At 43.0% G+C, this 17,119-nt stretch carries 14 protein-coding genes and 1 riboswitch; of the genes, 9 read left to right on the top strand and 5 right to left on the bottom strand.

Going from position 1 to position 17,119, the window contains the following annotated elements; translation table 11 throughout:
* Positions 1-14 precede the first annotated feature (14 nt).
* From AAH944_RS09270 to AAH944_RS09255, 4 genes are all read left to right on the top strand, one after another.
* Positions 15-1,148, top strand: a complete 1,134-nt coding sequence (locus tag AAH944_RS09270) for a radical SAM/SPASM domain-containing protein (RefSeq protein WP_415534571.1) — start codon at positions 15-17, stop codon at positions 1,146-1,148.
* Between the two features lie 319 nt (positions 1,149-1,467).
* Positions 1,468-1,608, top strand: a complete 141-nt coding sequence (locus AAH944_RS09265) for a hypothetical protein (protein ID WP_158208299.1) — start codon at positions 1,468-1,470, stop codon at positions 1,606-1,608.
* A 110-nt stretch (positions 1,609-1,718) separates the two neighbouring features.
* Entirely contained in the window at positions 1,719-2,609 is an 891-nt protein-coding gene (locus AAH944_RS09260; RefSeq protein ID WP_415534569.1) for a hypothetical protein, read from the top strand.
* Positions 2,597-3,055, top strand: coding sequence for a S24/S26 family peptidase (locus tag AAH944_RS09255; protein ID WP_025205853.1), 459 nt, complete (start codon positions 2,597-2,599; stop codon positions 3,053-3,055). The genes AAH944_RS09260 and AAH944_RS09255 overlap by 13 nt, the downstream gene beginning before the upstream one ends.
* A gap of 52 nt (positions 3,056-3,107) precedes the next feature.
* On the opposite strand, the gene AAH944_RS09250 is transcribed toward AAH944_RS09255, so the two are convergent.
* A complete protein-coding gene (locus AAH944_RS09250) occupies positions 3,108-4,814 on the bottom strand; it encodes a hypothetical protein (RefSeq protein ID WP_415534566.1) in 1,707 nt (568 codons plus the stop codon).
* A gap of 120 nt (positions 4,815-4,934) precedes the next feature.
* Positions 4,935-5,019, bottom strand: a riboswitch (cyclic di-GMP riboswitch).
* 291 nt (positions 5,020-5,310) lie between these two features.
* Here AAH944_RS09250 and AAH944_RS09245 point away from each other — a divergent pair.
* Together AAH944_RS09245 and galU are read left to right on the top strand one after the other, a co-directional pair.
* Positions 5,311-7,035 (top strand): ABC transporter ATP-binding protein, encoded by a 1,725-nt coding sequence (locus tag AAH944_RS09245; RefSeq protein ID WP_415534564.1) that lies wholly within the window; start codon positions 5,311-5,313, stop codon positions 7,033-7,035.
* A gap of 233 nt (positions 7,036-7,268) precedes the next feature.
* Complete coding sequence (galU, locus tag AAH944_RS09240) at positions 7,269-8,183, top strand: UTP--glucose-1-phosphate uridylyltransferase GalU (protein WP_415534562.1); 915 nt, start codon at positions 7,269-7,271, stop codon at positions 8,181-8,183.
* A 332-nt stretch (positions 8,184-8,515) separates the two neighbouring features.
* On the opposite strand, the gene AAH944_RS09235 is transcribed toward galU, so the two are convergent.
* A protein-coding gene (locus AAH944_RS09235) for an IS3 family transposase (RefSeq protein WP_415534560.1) occupies positions 8,516-9,663 on the bottom strand; the annotation gives its coding sequence in 2 pieces (ribosomal slippage) (positions 8,516-9,402 and positions 9,402-9,663; 1,149 coding nt in all).
* A gap of 105 nt (positions 9,664-9,768) precedes the next feature.
* A complete protein-coding gene (locus AAH944_RS09230) occupies positions 9,769-10,188 on the bottom strand; it encodes a response regulator (protein WP_068884392.1) in 420 nt (139 codons plus the stop codon).
* Positions 10,189-10,373: 185 nt separating this feature from the next.
* Between AAH944_RS09230 and AAH944_RS09225 the strand changes: the two genes are divergently transcribed.
* Both AAH944_RS09225 and mscL read left to right on the top strand, forming a co-directional pair.
* The gene (locus AAH944_RS09225; protein WP_415534558.1) at positions 10,374-12,539 is read left to right on the top strand and encodes a two-component system sensor histidine kinase NtrB; all 2,166 of its coding nucleotides are present in this window, start codon (positions 10,374-10,376) and stop codon (positions 12,537-12,539) included.
* A 91-nt stretch (positions 12,540-12,630) separates the two neighbouring features.
* On the top strand, positions 12,631-13,035 hold the full coding sequence (gene mscL, locus AAH944_RS09220; RefSeq protein WP_415534555.1) for a large-conductance mechanosensitive channel protein MscL: 405 nt from the start codon (positions 12,631-12,633) through the stop codon (positions 13,033-13,035).
* A gap of 125 nt (positions 13,036-13,160) precedes the next feature.
* Here mscL and AAH944_RS09215 read toward each other — a convergent pair whose 3' ends face one another.
* The gene (locus AAH944_RS09215; RefSeq protein ID WP_415534553.1) at positions 13,161-14,060 is read right to left on the bottom strand and encodes a glycosyltransferase family 2 protein; all 900 of its coding nucleotides are present in this window, start codon (positions 14,058-14,060) and stop codon (positions 13,161-13,163) included.
* 218 nt (positions 14,061-14,278) lie between these two features.
* Between AAH944_RS09215 and AAH944_RS09210 the strand changes: the two genes are divergently transcribed.
* Positions 14,279-15,667 (top strand): hypothetical protein, encoded by a 1,389-nt coding sequence (locus AAH944_RS09210; protein WP_415534551.1) that lies wholly within the window; start codon positions 14,279-14,281, stop codon positions 15,665-15,667.
* Between the two features lie 87 nt (positions 15,668-15,754).
* On the opposite strand, the gene fliB is transcribed toward AAH944_RS09210, so the two are convergent.
* Positions 15,755-17,029: a flagellin lysine-N-methylase gene (gene fliB, locus AAH944_RS09205; RefSeq protein ID WP_415534549.1), complete on the bottom strand. Its 1,275-nt coding sequence runs from the start codon at positions 17,027-17,029 to the stop codon at positions 15,755-15,757.
* Positions 17,030-17,119 lie beyond the last annotated feature (90 nt).

Genomic DNA, 17,119 nt, shown 5'->3' with positions numbered 1-17,119 from the left:
GAGATTTCTGTCTGATGGCAAAAACTTGGAATGAGCTCTATCTCAATTTGGCATTGGAGAGCAAAAGAAGAAAAGAGTTTATTGCTTCTTCCTTTGAGCTGACAGCAAGGTGCAATTTGCAATGTAAGATGTGCTATGTGCGTTATGCCGCGAATGATAAACAGGCCAAAGCAAAAGAGTTAACAACAGAACAATGGGTTCGATTGGCTGAAGAGGCCCGGGATGCCGGACTGCTGTTTCTTACGCTGACCGGCGGAGAGGTGCTGTTACGCGAAGATTTTAAAGAGTTATATGAAAAATTGATGAACTTGGGTTTAATCATTAAAATATTCACCAACGGAACACTGATTACCCCGGAATTTGTCAATTGGCTTTCCAGAATTCCGCCGAAACTTGTGAGTATTACGTTGTATGGTGCTTCCCGTGATACCTACAAGAAGGTAACTGGATTTGCCGATGGATATGACCGGGCGACGCGGGCTGTTGATCTGTTAATGGACAAAGGGATCCCTACGGAGATCAAAACTACGGTTACACAGTATAATAGAGCGGACTTTGACGAGATCCATAATTTTGCCCTGAAGAGGAAATGCGTTCTGGGCGTGGTCAATTATATCGCGCCGGTCCGTGAAGGCTGTAATACCGCTTCTTGCGAATGCCGCCTTTCTCCGGAAGAATTGCTGAATTTTGAAATCCATATGACGGAGAGAGGGAAGATCGGCTTTGACAACGAAATCATTGGGGAAACGGAAAAAACCGTGAATCCGAACGATGATGCTGTGGCTGAGGCAATGCGGGAAATCCTTGCATCAAAGGCCCAGACTGATGAAAACTTTGCCTTTCAATGTATGTCCGGATCTTGTACCGGTTGGGTGAATTGGGACGGCAGCATGGCTCCCTGCGGGATCATGGGGGAACCCAAAGTGTATCCGCTTATCTCCGGATTTCAAAATGCCTGGGTGGAGTTGAAACAAAAGTGTGCCCAGATCCCGGTCTGCAAGGCGTGCAAGGAATGCGAATATCAAGTATTATGTGAACACTGCCCTGGAAGACTGTATCAGGAAACCGGAAGCTATGACAAGCCGGCGCCGTATCTCTGTGAACTGGCGAAAAGAAGGACAGACTATAATAACCAAAAAAACAACTGAGTTCACTAATTGTTTCTAAAAATATACAAAAAATAGGACTTGAAAAAACTGGAATCTGCGAGTATACTCCTTTTATAGGTTATTATTTAAATGGGGTGAAGAAGGATGAAGTGTTATTTTAAACCCGAGTTTCATTTTATTTCATTACGTGTTGAAGAAAGCTTTGCAGCTGTGGGAGTAGGAAGCCAGCAATGTACAACGACCGGGTCTTGCCCGGATAATGTGCCATTTTGTACATTTACTTATGGCGGAAAGGTTTTTACTGCCAACAACCAAGAATAGGATTTTTTGATTATTTACATGTTAAGAGGTGATTATATTGAAACAGTACAATAAGCCAGAATTTGAATTTGTACAGCTCTCTTCTGAAGATGAGTTTGCTGTAGTGCAGCAAGGTTCTGTATGTGATTACGTAGGTATCTGTATTATTGACGGTGTACAGCCTAGAACGAATGCATAAGCCGAGCAGTACCAAATGGAAGTACGTATAGCATGTCCTTTGATGGATGTGCTATTCTGTTTTTCGATCCTGTTGTTTAAAAAGGTATACCTGCAAAAGGAGTGTTTTTGTTGCCCAAGTATCAAGTCGCAGGACTCGTCATTCACATGGATGAAAGCACCCCCGCTGAGCTTTTCGAAGGGCTAGTTGACTACAATGTGTCGGAACCGCAGGTCGCTGATTTATGCTTTACCTATCAAACCAGTGAGCAAATTGATTTGCCGCAAGGGGAAAATTTCTCTGACGAGAGCTCTGGTTATAAATGTATTAAAAAACCGAATGCAGCCGGGTTTTATTTTTATACAAGGAAATATGGCTCTGTGGGGGAAATCCTTGTACTGTTAGATGTTGATGCCGCGTGGCGAAATGTACGGCTAACCTGTGCAGCAATTCACGAAAAAAATGAGCTGGAAGAATCCTATGTCCGAATGAAGCTGCGCCATACAGCATTTACCCTAATGGGGATTGTCTTCAGGCATGCCTTGTTAAAACAACAAGGACTGGTAATTCACGCTTCTGCGATAAAGTGGCAGGATAAAGCAATCATGTTTACAGCGCCGTCCGGAACGGGGAAATCTACACAGTCCAGGCTTTGGCAGGAACATAAGGAGAATGTGCTTGTGTTGAACGATGACAATCCTGCTGTGCGGATTATGGAAGACCACGTGATTGTCTATGGAACCCCCTGGAGCGGGTCATCAAATATTAATACGAATGATTCTGCACCCTTGTCAGCAGTGATTATTCTGGAACAAGCAGCCGAGAATTCTATTCGTAGGATGGATCTCAGGGAGGCGATTATTCAGTTCATGCCAAGAGCTTTCCTGCCGTTTTTTGATCAGGAACATATGAACGAGGCGATGCGTATCTTTGAGAAAATAGTCTCTTCCGTACCGGTGTATTTGCTGCGCTGCAGACCGGATCAAGAGGCGGTGGAGTTGGTATATCAGTGCATCAAGTGAAAAAAGTGAAAGCCAATGGCTTGTTTCCTGTAGTCTCGGATCTCCTCAGCCAGGGACAGGATGTCAGACTTCCCGTATCCGGCAGCAGCATGGTTCCGTTTTTGCGGGATGCAATCGATAGTGTGGAATTCTCCCAGGGCAGCTTCGACCAGATTAAAAGAGGAGATATTGTCCTGATTCGCAGAATGAATAGCTATTATGTCATGCATCGGGTTCTTAAAAAAAAGAAAGACCATTTTTTCATGGTAGGGGATGCCCAGCAATGGATTGAAGGTCCGCTGTATCCGGAACAAATCATCGCTGTCGTTCCCGCAATATGGCGGAAAGACAAACGTATTCCTTGCTCTGATCTTAGGCTGAAGACACTGGTTCATATTTGGCTGATTCTCAGGCCTTGCCGATACTTCATCATGAAAGTGTACCGGAAAATCCGCAAATTAATATAGACAAGCCTCGGGATTTTCTCGAAGCTTGTCTATATTATTCATTCCCCTGAAATCAGTTCACTTTCTCTAATTTTATAGCATCAGCGGCAGTATATCCCGGGGAAGAGCAGAGTATCTTGATGTATTGATCGCTTCCTGCGGATAAAGCATAGGTGCCGATGAGGACCCAGGTACCGTTATTCTCCTGTTGATTGACCGTTTTACTCGTGTCCACGCCTCCGTTGTATCTAATCTCGAGGGGGGCGGCAGCTGGCCTGGTGGAATCTGCTGTCCATCTCATATAGAGCTGATAGTTTCCTGACTCGATTATTGTCGGAACCCACATGGCCCATTTACCTTGATCGGCTCCGGCGGTACCGTCATTAAGAATATTGCTGCCGTAATAGCCGACGGATTGTGTAGTGATGGTCCAAGTGGAATTGCTTATAAAGCTGCTGTCGGTATTGTCCACAATAATAGGAGCTGTAGTCGATGAAGGAATGGTTTGTATGAGTTCAGCAGTTGATGGTGTTAATTCACTCATTGAGGGATTGTTGATTACGGGAATTAGGGGGATGTCCTGATAGGCAGAACTAGCTACCTTAAGAATATTGCCTGTAGAAGCGGCCACAGTTGCGGAATCGCAGCCCAGACCGAAGTAAAAGTCACCATTCATTTCTTCAAAGGATCTGGCAAAGGTATCTGTATTAAAACGGAATACTTCGTTCCAAGTCTGAAGATCGGTGGTTTGGTAGACGACACTCGTGTAATTGCCGGCAGAATTTTTCACATTGGTTAACACATACAGACTGTTGCCTCTGATGAGCAGATCTGCAGGGACAGCCGAAGTCTCAGGGAATATCACCTTTGTGGATTCATTAATGCTTTTGGCAATATACATAGAATCGGGAAGCCAGTGAGAGGTGGTGATCCGGTTATTTAGATATACAAGTTTATTTTGGAAGGTTGTAGGTTTTTTCATATAGTAGACGTAGGACGAAGTGAGGCCATTGGCGAAATTGGTTGAATAGATCTGTCTGGCGGAGCTGCTGTCAGTGATTCCAAGCATTGAGACATACTTGGTGTATGATGTCGTGATCGAAGTTGGCTTCATGTACATCATCTTTCCTGAAGCATACAGTGTTTGATTCAACTCAAAGAGGGAAGTGGCCCAGGAACCATAAAATGTAAAGCCAAGAGGAACCCGGCTGGTCCAAGTTTTCCCCATATCATTGGAGACAAGAACTTCGCCCCAACCTGTTTTACTGGTTCCGCAGGCTGCATAAAGCTGACCGTTATAGAGTGCCATGTCGAAAACATGAAGTGCATTCGGAATGGTTGCGTTTTTGAGCCATTGGTCATTATCTTCAAGGGTATAGAAATTGCCATTGTTCCAATCTCCCCGTGAATCGGTGCCAGGGATGTAAAGTTTGCCGTCCATTACTTTATATTGGGCGATTTCCTCTTCATCAACGGTATATTGCGTGATGAATTTTTGGGCGGATGGCTCATAGTAGATGACCGGGATCGGACCGGCGTTCGTATTAAAATCACCATGGGCGAGATAAATACGGTTGTTATAGACTTGCATGTCCCAGACATTCTTGGCAAAAGTAGCTTTGTTGAACGGGTTTCCCAGTAATTCGACCTGGGAGGTTACATCTTTCACTGTAGTCGCAGCAGAAACCATTTTATCGGTATGAACAGCGAAGCACGTGTTCACAATAAGTGTGAAGCTGAAGATTCCGGCGGCGATTCTTGTGATACTTTTCTTAATCATTGGTCCCTTCCTTTCCAAACTAGATAAAAATACAAAAAGCAACTGGTTCCCCAGTTGCCGACAGCTTAGTTTTTTATATTCATTCTAGCTGAAAAAAACAGATGACTATATAAAAACTAATTTGGCAACTGGCTGTCATAGGGAATCCCCCTTAGACCCTTTAGCTTTGCGCCACAGCCTTTCGACTGCTTTGCCTTGAGCAAATGTTCCTGTAGATCAATCCTTCCATTTTCCATTTTATTCCCAGTTGGAACAAAACGCAATATTTTACTTTACTTTTGTTTAAAATTTATGTATTTTTTGTAATAAAGTTACTATATCAAGCCGAATGACAAAATTCAATAGGATAAACGGACTAGGGTGTTGGGATTTTTGTCCCATTTTTAAAAAAAAGAAAATATTTTAGCGAATATTGCATAAAAAGAATTATCGAGTAGAAATTTTAACGGAACTATGGCACTATAAAGTATGCTTCCAAAAATATCAGGAGAAAAGAATGATTATTCAAGATGAAATTAAAAAAGGAATAGTTTTTGTTCGTTGGATAAAACCGGATGTGCTCCCCTTTCTTCCCAGGCTCATCGTCATTCTGCTGATTACTTCGACAGGGGCACTTTTTGGTGTTGCAAACGCCATACTCTCCAAGCATATGATTGACTACGCGATTGCAGGAGAACTGGCTTATGCCGGTATGGCCGGTGCTGCTTTAGGCGGTGCGATACTTCTTAATATCATGTTATCGATTGCCGGGTCACTGCTTTCTGTACGCGTCAGCGAAGGCTTTTCCAACGCCCTGAGGCAGCGTTTTTTCAAAAGGATGATGGTGACAGAATGGCTGCCGCTTTCGAACTATCATAGCGGGGATCTGATGACACGGTTGACAAGTGATGTCAATAACATCTCCAGTTGTATTATTAGTGTGATCCCGGGTATCGTGGCATTAGGCGTGCAGTTAGTCGGTTCTTTTGTAACCTTGCTTTATTATGAGCCGCGATTGGCAGTAATTGCGTTCATACTGGGACCTTCAACCGTGTTGTTCAGCCGGATCTGGGGCCGAAAGATGAAGAACTTGAATCATAAAGTACAGGAATCGGAGAGTATCTACCGCTCGTTCATTCAGGAAGCCATCCAAAATTTCATCATTACGAAAGCGTTTCGGTTGGAAAACAGGAATACAGATACCTTGCAGGGATTGCATCAGAACCGTATGAAGTGGGTGATTCAGAGAAACAAGACGACCTTATCTGCCAATACGATAATTTCGCTGGGATATTGGGCAGGTTACCTGGTTGCGTTTGGCTGGGGGATCGTCCGTTTGTCTCAAAAGGCAATCTCCTATGGAACATTGACTGCTTTTCTGACATTGGTTCAGCAGGTCCAAGGGCCTTTTGTCAGCTTGGCCAGGGCCTTTCCACAAATCATCGCGATGCTGGCGTCAACGGAGCGACTGCAGGAACTGGAAAAGATCCAAATGGAGAGGCGGGAAGGGCAGGTCCCGCAAGAGAAAAATGTCGGTATTCGTTTCCGGCAGGTCAGCTTCTATTATTTAGAGGAGAAAGAAAAGCCGGTCCTGGATAAGATTTCGGTGGATATAGCACCCGGTGAACTGGTAGCATTGGTAGGGTCTTCCGGGGTTGGAAAAACGACGTTGATCAGGCTTTTGCTGGCTTTGGTTAGACCTTCGGATGGCGAAGTCTATTTTACAGATGCGGCCGGTCAAAAATATGAAGTCACTGCTGTGACCCGGGATTGGATTACCTATGTTCCGCAAGGAAATACATTGTTCAGCGGCACCATTGCCGACAACCTGCGGAGCGGCAAGCTCAGTGCGACGGCGGAAGAGATGAAAAGTGCCCTTCAGGCTGCACGTGCCTGGGACTTTATCCAAGAGCTGCCACATGGAGTCAATACGGTCATCGGAGAGGACGGGCATGGTCTTTCCGAGGGACAAGCGCAACGGATCGCGATTGCCAGGGCCTTCTTAAAAAAAGCCCCTGTGATGATTCTGGACGAAGCGACGTCTGCCCTGGACATGGAAACAGAGTTAGAAGTACTCAAGGCTATTCAAAATTTTAGCAGCAGGAGCACTTGTCTGCTCATTACCCATCGTCAGACGGCATTAAGGATGTGTTCGCGGATTTTGAAGATAGATAACGGAAAGGTCTTCGTTGAATCAAAATTAAAATATTTACCACAAGCGGAGGATCATAAAGAAGAATAAAAATGACCGGCAGCTAACCTTTTTCAGGCAAGCGACAAAATCTTTTCAATAATCGTTCGGTAGCTTGGCCTTTAGCGACTTTTGATATGGATGTGAAGTTTAACCAACATTTATGTTAAGAAAATATAAATAATCTGGAAATATTTATTAATTTATGGCATTATAAGTATATAACTCGAAAATTAGCTTGAATATATAAATGATATTTTTATTTTATATTTGGAGGTTCATCCATGAAAGTTACTAAAGCCGTAATCCCTGCAGCAGGACTGGGGACAAGATTTCTGCCAGCGACGAAATCTTTGCCGAAAGAGATGCTGCCGATTGTTGATAAGCCGACCATTCAATATATTGTAGATGAGGCGATTGCTTCCGGAATCAAAGATATCTTGATTATTATCGGCAGAGGAAAAGGGTCCATTGTCGATTACTATGACCGCTCACCTGAATTGGAAGCTCATCTGGAGAAGAATGGCCAATTGGAAATCCTGGAAAAAATAAAGAATCTCTCCTCTTTAGCCAACATTCACTATATCAGGCAGAATGAAGCATTGGGGCTGGGACATGCCATTTCTTGCGCCAAGTCTTTTGTGGGCAAAGAGCCGTTTGCTGTCCTGCTCGGAGACGATATTATCAAGTCCAAGGTGCCGGCAATCAAACAGCTGATCGATGTTGCCTCAGAGACATCGTCGACCGTGATCGGCATTCAGGAAGTACCACATAGTGAGGTACATAAATATGGGATTGTTGATCCGCAGGATAACTGGGGAAATGTCTGGGAAGTTAAAGACTTGGTTGAAAAGCCATCTGCGTTGATAGCCCCTTCCAGGCTCGCTATTATGGGCAGGTATTTGATCAACTCTTCAATATTTGAATATCTTGAAAAAGTCCCGGCTGGAGCAGGAGGGGAAATCCAGCTTACAGATGCGCTGCGGGCGCAAAGTAAACACGAACAAGTATACGCTTGCCTCTTAGAAGGAAAACGGTACGATGCAGGCGATAAGCTTGGCTACTTAAAGGCGACGGTTGAATTTGCACTGGAATCCCCGAATCTTGGGGACAAGTTTGAAAAATATCTGGATGAACTGTATATTGAAAGAAATAAAGCAAAACAAACTAAAAAGAGAGGCGATTCTGCTGCTTCCTAAGAAGCAACGGATAGGAAGTCGGAAACAGAAAGCAGATAAGCAGTGAGCACAAATAAGGAACCGGGCATAGGGAAGGAAATAAGGATGCACTCTTCATCGGTTCTGCCCGCAGTGACCAGCTTTTCGGCAATTTCCTTGAAATCATTAAATTAGTCTTCTTTGACTATAAACCGAAATGCGCCTCCGATCATAGTTAGCACACTCCTTTATATTGTAATTTTTTGTGCAAATTATGATACCAAATAAAATAAAGCTGCCCCCTTATTGTATACAGATTACTTTCAATAAGGGTGGAGCTGTCAACAAAAACTAGACACGAAGTTAAGTTATTTTTATGAATTTAGTTCCTCGAATTGGACAGGAGAAAGATATCCAAGCGAGGAATGCATTCTCCTTGTATTGTAATATAGTTCAATGTATTTAAAGATTTCTTGCTGAGCTTGTTCAGGGGTTTCAAAATTAGCGTCCCGAATAAGCTCTCTTTTTATTGTTCTATAAAATGATTCCATTAGGGCATTATCATAGGGATTGCCTTTCCGGCTTACGCTGGAAACCGCACCATGTTGACGTAATAACATTTGGAAATTAGCGCCAGTGAATTGGGAACCTTGATCCGTATGAACAATAAGTCCTTTTTCCGGATGTTCTTTGCCATAAGCCTGCATAAATGCATCCATTACCAGAGTATCTTTCATTTTTCTGGACATAGACCACCCGGATACTTTGCGAGAATAAATATCAATGAAAACAGCTAAATACAGTACCCCTTTCTTGGTAGATATATACGTAATATCTCCAACCCAAATTTTATTCTTTTTATCAGTATGAAATGATTGATTAAGTAAATTAGGTCTTTCTGTTGAGGATGAGCCTAGGTTGTAGCGTTTGTATCGATATCTGGTGCCCTTGGGAATCAGCATCATATTTCTCATCAGTTTAGAAACACGTTTTCGGTTTGCAGTAATACCCTTTTGCTGAAGGACTTTTGTAATCCGTAGTGAGCCGTATCTGCCTTTATGTTCTTCGAATATTTTTCTGATTTCATTACTTAAGACTTCGTTCTCAAGCATTCGTCTGGAGGGTTTTCTTTTTAAGTATTCATAGAAGCCAGAACGTGAAATGTTTAATGTTTTACAGGCCTTCTTGATATTATATTTGTCCTGGTTTTCCTTAAGATATTGGAATCTTATACATTCTTTTTCTTCAAGAAGGCCTGGAATTTTTTTAGCAGTTCTAACTCCGATCTAAGTTCCTGGTTTTCCCTTTTAAGCTTTTTTATTTCATATTGAGAATTGTAAAGTGCGCTTCCTTGGCCTGGAAACGCACTTTCCCCATACTCTTCATATTCACTTATCCAACGGTAAAGGCTATTGTAGTGAATAGCTAATTCCCTTGAAACCTCGGAAACGGATAAATTGTCTTCCAACACCAATTTTACTGCAGCAATCTTGAATTGACGGTCATAACTTTTTCTACTCATAAACTGTTCACCTTTTTCTCTTAACTCAGTGTCCAGTTTATTGTAACATGTCCAGGGGGCGGTCTTTATTCAACAGTTCAATTCAATTGAGAGATTTATCAGTCTTTATACTGCGACCGGTGTCGAAGCCTGAAGTGCAGTGTTATTGGCTGCAAGTGTTTGATGATTGACCAGCTTGTCAACGGTTTCGACCAAATCTTCCAGGTCAAAGGGCTTACTTAGCAAACCCTGGAATTGATCTTTATCAGGCAAATTTTCTGCATTAGGGATTGAAGCCGTAATAATGACTGCAGGAATACTGCAAAGCTTTTTGTCATTACGCATTTTTTGGATAAGATCTCTGCCATCCATTTCTCTCATGATCAAATCAGTAAGGACTAAATCAGGAATAAAACCGGTGTACATCAGGTACAGACCTTCCATGGCGCTTTTCCGCACTTCAACCTGATGTCCTTCATCGGTTAACACGGTTTGAATAACCATTCCAATAACGGGGTTATCTTCAACGACCAATATTTTATTCATGTGTCAATCCTCCAAATTAATATGGATTAGGACTAATTTCAGTATAACACCGGGATTGAGCGAATAGTGTCGAGTCGTGTTTCCTTAATCAGACTAACATGGAAAAAATAGTGTAATATCTGGAAGGAAATCATCAATTCTGGTCGAATTTGCTTATGTACAGATAGGATAGGCAAAGGAGGACCATGACCGTGTCCGAGTGGATTGAGGCAGCCGAAATGATCAAGTCGGAACGCTGGAACATTTTTTTGGAATGTATCGGAACAGGCTTACATTTGAAATTGATGATTGTATCTGAAGATGGCACGTTATTAACGAAAAGGCCTGAGTCCTGCCCCATTTGTCATCAGACGTATGAACCTTTCAGCCGGCAACCTGTTCGCTGGCCATTGAATGATGGTTTCTTTCTGGATGCAGTGGAGTGCTCTTCCTGCCGGCAGGGAAAATCAAATTTTTCCGTGGCTGACCGGGCCCGTTTAGCTGCGGATATGCTCAGCAGCTTCCAGAATGCGCTGACCGGATTTAGCGGAGAGATACGGACTGTTGAATTATCTGCGCTGCGTAAATTGAACCATACTGTTATATCTCTTTGTCACGGAGAAGAAAATGTTCAGGATCAATTGCTTGAGCTTATTTTAAATGCCCTGATGATCCTGCTTGATGCAGAGGGGAGCTGGCTAGAGTATGCAGACTCAGGATTCTCTGCCTTACTGATCAAAGGAGATGAGCGTGCGGTAGAGGCTGCCCGTTTAAACAGATATTCTTTTGAAACAACGATCTTTGAAATCAACCAAGGTAATTTACACGGAGAGTTAGGCGTTTTACAGCCTCGTGATTTCAGCCGGGCGGAATTTCTGCTCCCTCTAATGGCTGAAGAGTGTATAATTGCTTTTGATGGGGTTTGTTTATGCCGGTTGCTCAAAAAACAGCTGGATGTACTTTTGGGTGCGGTTGGCAGTGCAGTTGTTATGATTGACCGTCATTATCGAATTATCTATGCCAACAGACAGGCAGAGCAATTGATGAATGGTGCAAATGTTGACCTGCTCGGAAGCTCGATCGCTGATTGGCCGGGACCGTGGCTGGGTTATATCCGTTCCAATACCGTTATCCCGGTTGGTGGGCAAATGGATTCTTTCCCGGATAAGTACAGTGATTCCGACATTTGCCGCGTTGACTGGCAGGTATCTCCATTGCTGGAAGAAACGACAGTCAGAGGCTGGCTGCTGCTGTTGGAGGATCGGACGGATTATTACCACTGGCAGGAGAGTGCCCGTCAGGCTGAGCGTTTTGAGGCGACTGCAAAGATGGTGGGCGTCCTGGCGCATGAACTGCGTAATCCAATCAGTGCGGCAAGCGGGCTTCTACAGCTCATGGGACGCAAGAAAGATCCTGAACTAACACGCAATTATAAAGACCTGGTTTTGCGGGAACTTGACAGGGTCACCCGTTTATTGAATGAATTTTTGCTGCTTGGAAAACCATCCAACATTGAAGCCGAACCGATTGACCCGGTTGCTTTTCTCCAGGAACTGATGCCGCTGTTTCAAGGAGAAGCTATGGGCACAAAGTCAGATATTATTCTGGAAACAGGAAAGGTCTCACCAGTGGCAGCTGATCCGGGACAATTAACGCAGGTCATGCTGAATCTGGTACGAAATGCAGTCCAGGCTGCAGACGCCGGGGGAAGAGTAATCATTCGGCTGGAAGAACGCGGCAATCAGGTTTGTATCAATGTCATAGACAACGGGCCGGGATTAACGCCGGAAGCCATGAAAAATTTATTCCGTCCGTTTTTTACCACGAAAGAAAGGGGAACCGGCCTTGGACTTCCAATTGTTCGGGCTATCGTACATAATCATGGCGGTGAAATTACGGCTTTTAACAGGGAAGAGGGTGGCGCTGTCTTTTCAATGAGTTTCCCCCCGGCGGCAAACAAGAAAAACAGTGAGACCGACGTACTGATCGCACTGGAAGATAATTTGTTTAATTATCCGTTGGAGCAGGCACTTTTGAGCACTGGGGTAAAAGTGACAACGATTTCGGGTCTGAAAAGGGTGCTACAAGGTTCCGATGAAATGGGTTCCTTTGAAATTTATCCCAAAGTCGTTATTGCCGAATCACCGGATGGGGAGGGCGGCCCGAAGACGTCAGCATTAATTGCTGAATGCCGCACACATTGGCCTGATTCCAGGATCCTGCTGCTTGTGACATCAATACAGCCGCCATCGATGGTTAAAGAAACGGATGAAGCAATACAGTACAGTGGGAACCAGCAAGTAAGCTATATACAATATTCTGCTGATCTGAGCGGATTGATCAGTACAGTGCAGCGTTTATTGGAACATTAGTAATAATATTCTTTGGATGGCAAGGAGCGGCGAGAAGCCGTTGTGCAAGACAGTATGTTTGATTATAATGGTAACAGAGAGGAGTGATCCGATGGTTAATGAATTCAAACAGTTCATCATGAAAGGTAACATTGTCGATTTGGCGGTAGCTGTAATTATTGGCGGTGCCTTCGGGAAGATTGTCACGTCTCTAGTTAATGATATACTGATGCCGGTTATCGGATTCTTGCTCGGAAGGATTAATTTCGCCAATCTGAAAATTGTCATTACGGAAGCGACAGACAGTGTACCGGAAGCGGCGATCAGGTATGGCGCATTCATTCAATCGATTGTTGATTTTCTGATTATTTCACTGGCCATCTTCTTTATGCTGAAAGTGCTGATGAAATTAAGGAGAAAGAAAGAAGAAGAGCCGCTCGCTCCCGAATCACCTCCGGAACCTTCTAATGAGGAAATCCTGCTTACGGAGATAAGAGATATCCTGAAATCCAGGTAATTTTGGCATATGTAGATTAACATAAAATGAAGCTGTGAATAACGAATCGAATGGTTAAGAGCATCTTTCCTATGGCGGAAAGGTGCTTTTTTGTTGCATAATTCTTTTCGTTTCTGCTTTATTTCTTAATTAGAATTTTGAATATAATATCTGATATTTTCCATTGCCCAGTTTTGATGATACAGGTTTTTTTGGGTTGACTCGGGATCGGACATTGAGGCTGAATAGGCTGACCTTTTTCCTTGCTTAAGTTCCTGGAATACCTTGAGAAAGTTTGGCCGGAATTTTGCGGCGGCAGCTCTATTAATATAATGTCTGCGCCAGATATCGAAACAGGTGTCTACCGGATGATTCAAGCTGCACCATCTTTCAGCCTGACATTCGGTGCAGTTAATAGACTGCGTCATCTCAATTTCAATGGTATCGATAAAACCTGCCTTAAAATCAGTATAACAACAGATTCGCGCAGATAGTTCGGAATCACCATAACAGCATTCTTCGTTCCAATAACCGATCTGATTGATTAATTCTGGTCTTAAGGCTTGGCAGCAGCCTGGAACAAAGTCGAGCGGAGCGTCAATATGCCCGTTTTCTAATTGTAAATAATGAATGTTATCTTTAACTCTGGGAATAACCGGAGGGTAATACCGAGGGTAAGGTTTTCCTCTTTTAACGCCCAGAAGTCCTGCTTCAGGAAACGTCTCAAAAACCTCCATAAAATGTGAGATCCATTTCTTGCTGATCATAAAAACATCACTGTCAATGGTTAAAAAATATTGTGCCGGTTTTCTTCTGGAAAGATTCAAGTTTAGGGGATAAATGGGCCCGCAGTTTTGAGGAAGCCTGGTTACGGATTGAATGCGCGGGTCCTGAAGGGATCTTAAATATTCCCAGGTATCATCCCTGGAATTACTGTCGATGATGTGCATTTCAAATTCTTCTGAAGTGTCAAGGATCGAATCAAGATTTCTCGCGGTCAGGCCTAAGCGGTTAAATGTAATATAACTGATGAAAGGTGGAATCATTGTCTTCCCTTCCTCTTTCCATATCTTGTTCCAAATACTTCTGGAGCATGTTTTAGAAGCTATTACAGCATATTGTATGAAAAATAGGTTGAGCTTGTTTAAGATATTCCATTATTTAGAGAAAATGCTTGCTTTTCTTCACAATAAATTTCCCAAAATCATATTAATAAGCACGTACTAAAATTGGATAATATTAGAAATAAAAAGGAGGTATTGTGGTGTCTGATGACTACGAAAATAGTAAAAAGATATTGGATAAAATATCTTTGGCAAATTTCTTATGTCACTTGCAGATGATCCAAGATGAATTGCGTAATAATCAGACAGAAACTGGATATGCAGCTGAGTCCGGACTATACGCACGTTTTGCTACAATTAAACAAGCTGTGAATACAACAATCATATGTATTGGTGTATTGTCGGGACTCTTCTTAGGTGGGGTGACAATAAAAATTCTTCACAAGAGCAAGGTGGACAATCAAACCAGTCCCAAAGATCAGGTAGGTAGAAAAAAGATTGTGATCGTAAGAAATCTGAAAATAAGCGTAACTGCGGTAGGCGCCCTGTTTTTCTTTGGCAGTTCGTTTAAATTCTTCTGCAAGAAAAAAGGCTGCTGTCCCAAGCATCGGCCTGATTGCAAGAAAATCCTGAAACTCTTGGAAAGCCCGACATTTGGGCTTGCAGAAATCAAAACAGAGATATTTTCGATAGAAAAAGCAGTGAATCATCCGTTTTTTGGATTGCAGGAGATTAAGTCCGAAGTTCAGGTTATTGAATTCACGGTTGAGAATATCGAAAATAAGCTAGACAGTCCGACGTTTGGGTTGGCAGAGATCAAGACAGAAGTCTTCAGTATTGGCACGCTGGTTGAAGGCATTTTCACGAGCATGATGGGAGCAACGTTTGGTCTGCAGGAGATTAAGTCCGAAGTGGCCGCGATTGAAGGTGCGGTGTTCAGTCCGACATTCGGGTTGGCAGAGATCAAGACGGAAGTCTTCAGTATCGGCACGCTGGTTGAAGGCATTTTCACGAGTATCGTAGGATCGACTTTCAGTCTGCAGGAGATTAAGTCCGAAATAGCCGCAATCGAAGGGGCAGTGTTCAGTCCAACATTTGGCTTAGCAGAAATTAAAACTGAAATCTTCCAGATCCAAAACGCTGTCTTGAGTCCCACCTTTGGTTTGCTGGAAATAAAATCTGAAGTAGCAGCGATAGAAGCAAGTCTAGGTGCTGCCAACGCCCAGACTTCAGGACCGTTCAAACTCAGTAATGCCAGTGTAGGGAATATCCTAGATGTTAAAGTCATGAACAACAGTGCATCCACTATCGGGCCCATAAATGTTTCGGTCTTTAATGTAGATGTCTGTCCCAAGACACTTCTCAGTCCAACTTTCAAATCGACGGTTACCTTGCCACCTTATTGTACGACAAGCATCTTTTTCAATCAAAAATTGCCCAACACCCAGATAGAAATCGAAGTATCCGGCGCGACCCCAGGAAAGGTATTTATTTGGTCAAGAACAACACCTACTGTGGTCAGTGACCAAATTGTAGACCCACTTTTCAGCAGTAATTATCTACCGCTGCAACAGCCTCTTGATCCTTGATTATCAAATAGGTATAAGATGAGCGTTAGAGAAGCCTGCCTGTATTATTACGGGTGAGCTTCTCACTATTCGAAAATGTTTTTGGCTTTAATCCTTGATAAAAACTGCAATATGGGCGAGAGAATCCAAATGGTTTTGTTTGAGCGCTTGAATCAGGTTATGGAGAATTGGGTATTTATGTTCGACAGCTTTTGTATAGGATTGAATTACCATGATGGCAGTATCAACGGTCAATTCCTGCTGATAAGCCGATATTCCAACGAGCTGCATTTTGAGCAAGGCATAATTGACTGCCAGCAGCAAGTAACTGTAATAAACTGAATTCCCATTCAAGTCATAAGGGAACAGCTTCATAAAAACGTAATTTAAGAGGTAGTTTTCCAGGATATAGTCATGTTCACGCATAAAAGGGGAGTAATACCTTTGGTAGGCTTCTTCATAGCATTTACCAACTTCGGTATAACTTGTTGAGGCATAAAAACGAATTCCTTCTAAGAATTTACTGAAACAACGTAGATACCGGTCTGATTCAATCGAGGGAAGAATCACACGGATCGCAGGAGGTAGAAACAGAGAAATACGTGGGACCGGAGAAACAGGAATGGCTGTTATATCCTGCATTGCTGAAGCATCTGTAAAAAGAGCTGTGTAGCTCAAAATGAGATCCGGGATTCTATCAACAGCAGACGCTTTTTCCAGCCGGTCAACCTCTTCCATAAAGGCCCCAAGAAAAACAACCCTATCATCTAAATGGTATTTTCTGTCTTTTAGGATACTCCAAGTGAATTCTCTGAGTTCAGGCAGGTGCTTCACAGGTTTATTCTGAAACATTTTGTCTTCGGTGTTTAGCAAATTGTAAACAAAATTCCGGGTATCATTGGGCTCTTCAACTTCGATTAAATCCATCGCCTCGGTCTGCAACAGAGCCAGACGCGCTGCTTCCGGACAAGCTAGAGTTGCTGATTTTTCCAGGACACCGTTAAAAATATTGCCGATACATGGAAAGGAAGCACAGATCTCGGATAAGTACTGTTCTCCTTTCCGGCATTGCAGGAAGCACAGTTTTTCTTCCGTGAGGAAAGGACAACGATAATCTTTGGTCGGATTGATGGTGATGTAATCCTGTTTTGCTGTCGAACTGCGGATGATATAAATGTTTTCTTCAAATAACTTGCGGATGACGGGATCATCTTCGATCTTGTATTTGCTGAAGGTTTCAGGATCGATTCGGATGTTAAACCCTATGCAGCAGGAACTTTCACAGGCTGAGGCAATACAGCTGAAGATTTTCAGATAGGAAGGGGACAAAACCTTTCTTTTTGCTTCGGTCATGGAACGCACCTCATCGCGGCTTATATTCATACCACCATATTCATACTACTATCCTATGTAACCATATACCGGGTTGAGACTGCACATAACAATTTCTGCAACATAAAAATATAGCAAAGA

The sequence above is a fragment of the Dehalobacter sp. CP genome (assembly GCF_047652685.1).
Taxonomy (GTDB): domain Bacteria; phylum Bacillota; class Desulfitobacteriia; order Desulfitobacteriales; family Syntrophobotulaceae; genus Dehalobacter.
This window is presented reverse-complemented; position numbering and strand designations above follow the sequence as displayed.

Coding starts and splice junctions, on each gene's coding strand:
- mscL (WP_415534555.1), top strand. CDS start 12,631: ATGGTTAATGAATTCAAACAGTTCATCATGAAAGGTAACATTGTCGAT.
- AAH944_RS09215 (WP_415534553.1), bottom strand. CDS start 14,060: ATGATTCCACCTTTCATCAGTTATATTACATTTAACCGCTTAGGCCTG.
- fliB (WP_415534549.1), bottom strand. CDS start 17,029: ATGAATATAAGCCGCGATGAGGTGCGTTCCATGACCGAAGCAAAAAGA.
- galU (WP_415534562.1), top strand. CDS start 7,269: ATGAAAGTTACTAAAGCCGTAATCCCTGCAGCAGGACTGGGGACAAGA.
- AAH944_RS09270 (WP_415534571.1), top strand. CDS start 15: ATGGCAAAAACTTGGAATGAGCTCTATCTCAATTTGGCATTGGAGAGC.
- AAH944_RS09245 (WP_415534564.1), top strand. CDS start 5,311: ATGATTATTCAAGATGAAATTAAAAAAGGAATAGTTTTTGTTCGTTGG.
- AAH944_RS09230 (WP_068884392.1), bottom strand. CDS start 10,188: ATGAATAAAATATTGGTCGTTGAAGATAACCCCGTTATTGGAATGGTT.
- AAH944_RS09250 (WP_415534566.1), bottom strand. CDS start 4,814: ATGATTAAGAAAAGTATCACAAGAATCGCCGCCGGAATCTTCAGCTTC.
- AAH944_RS09225 (WP_415534558.1), top strand. CDS start 10,374: ATGACCGTGTCCGAGTGGATTGAGGCAGCCGAAATGATCAAGTCGGAA.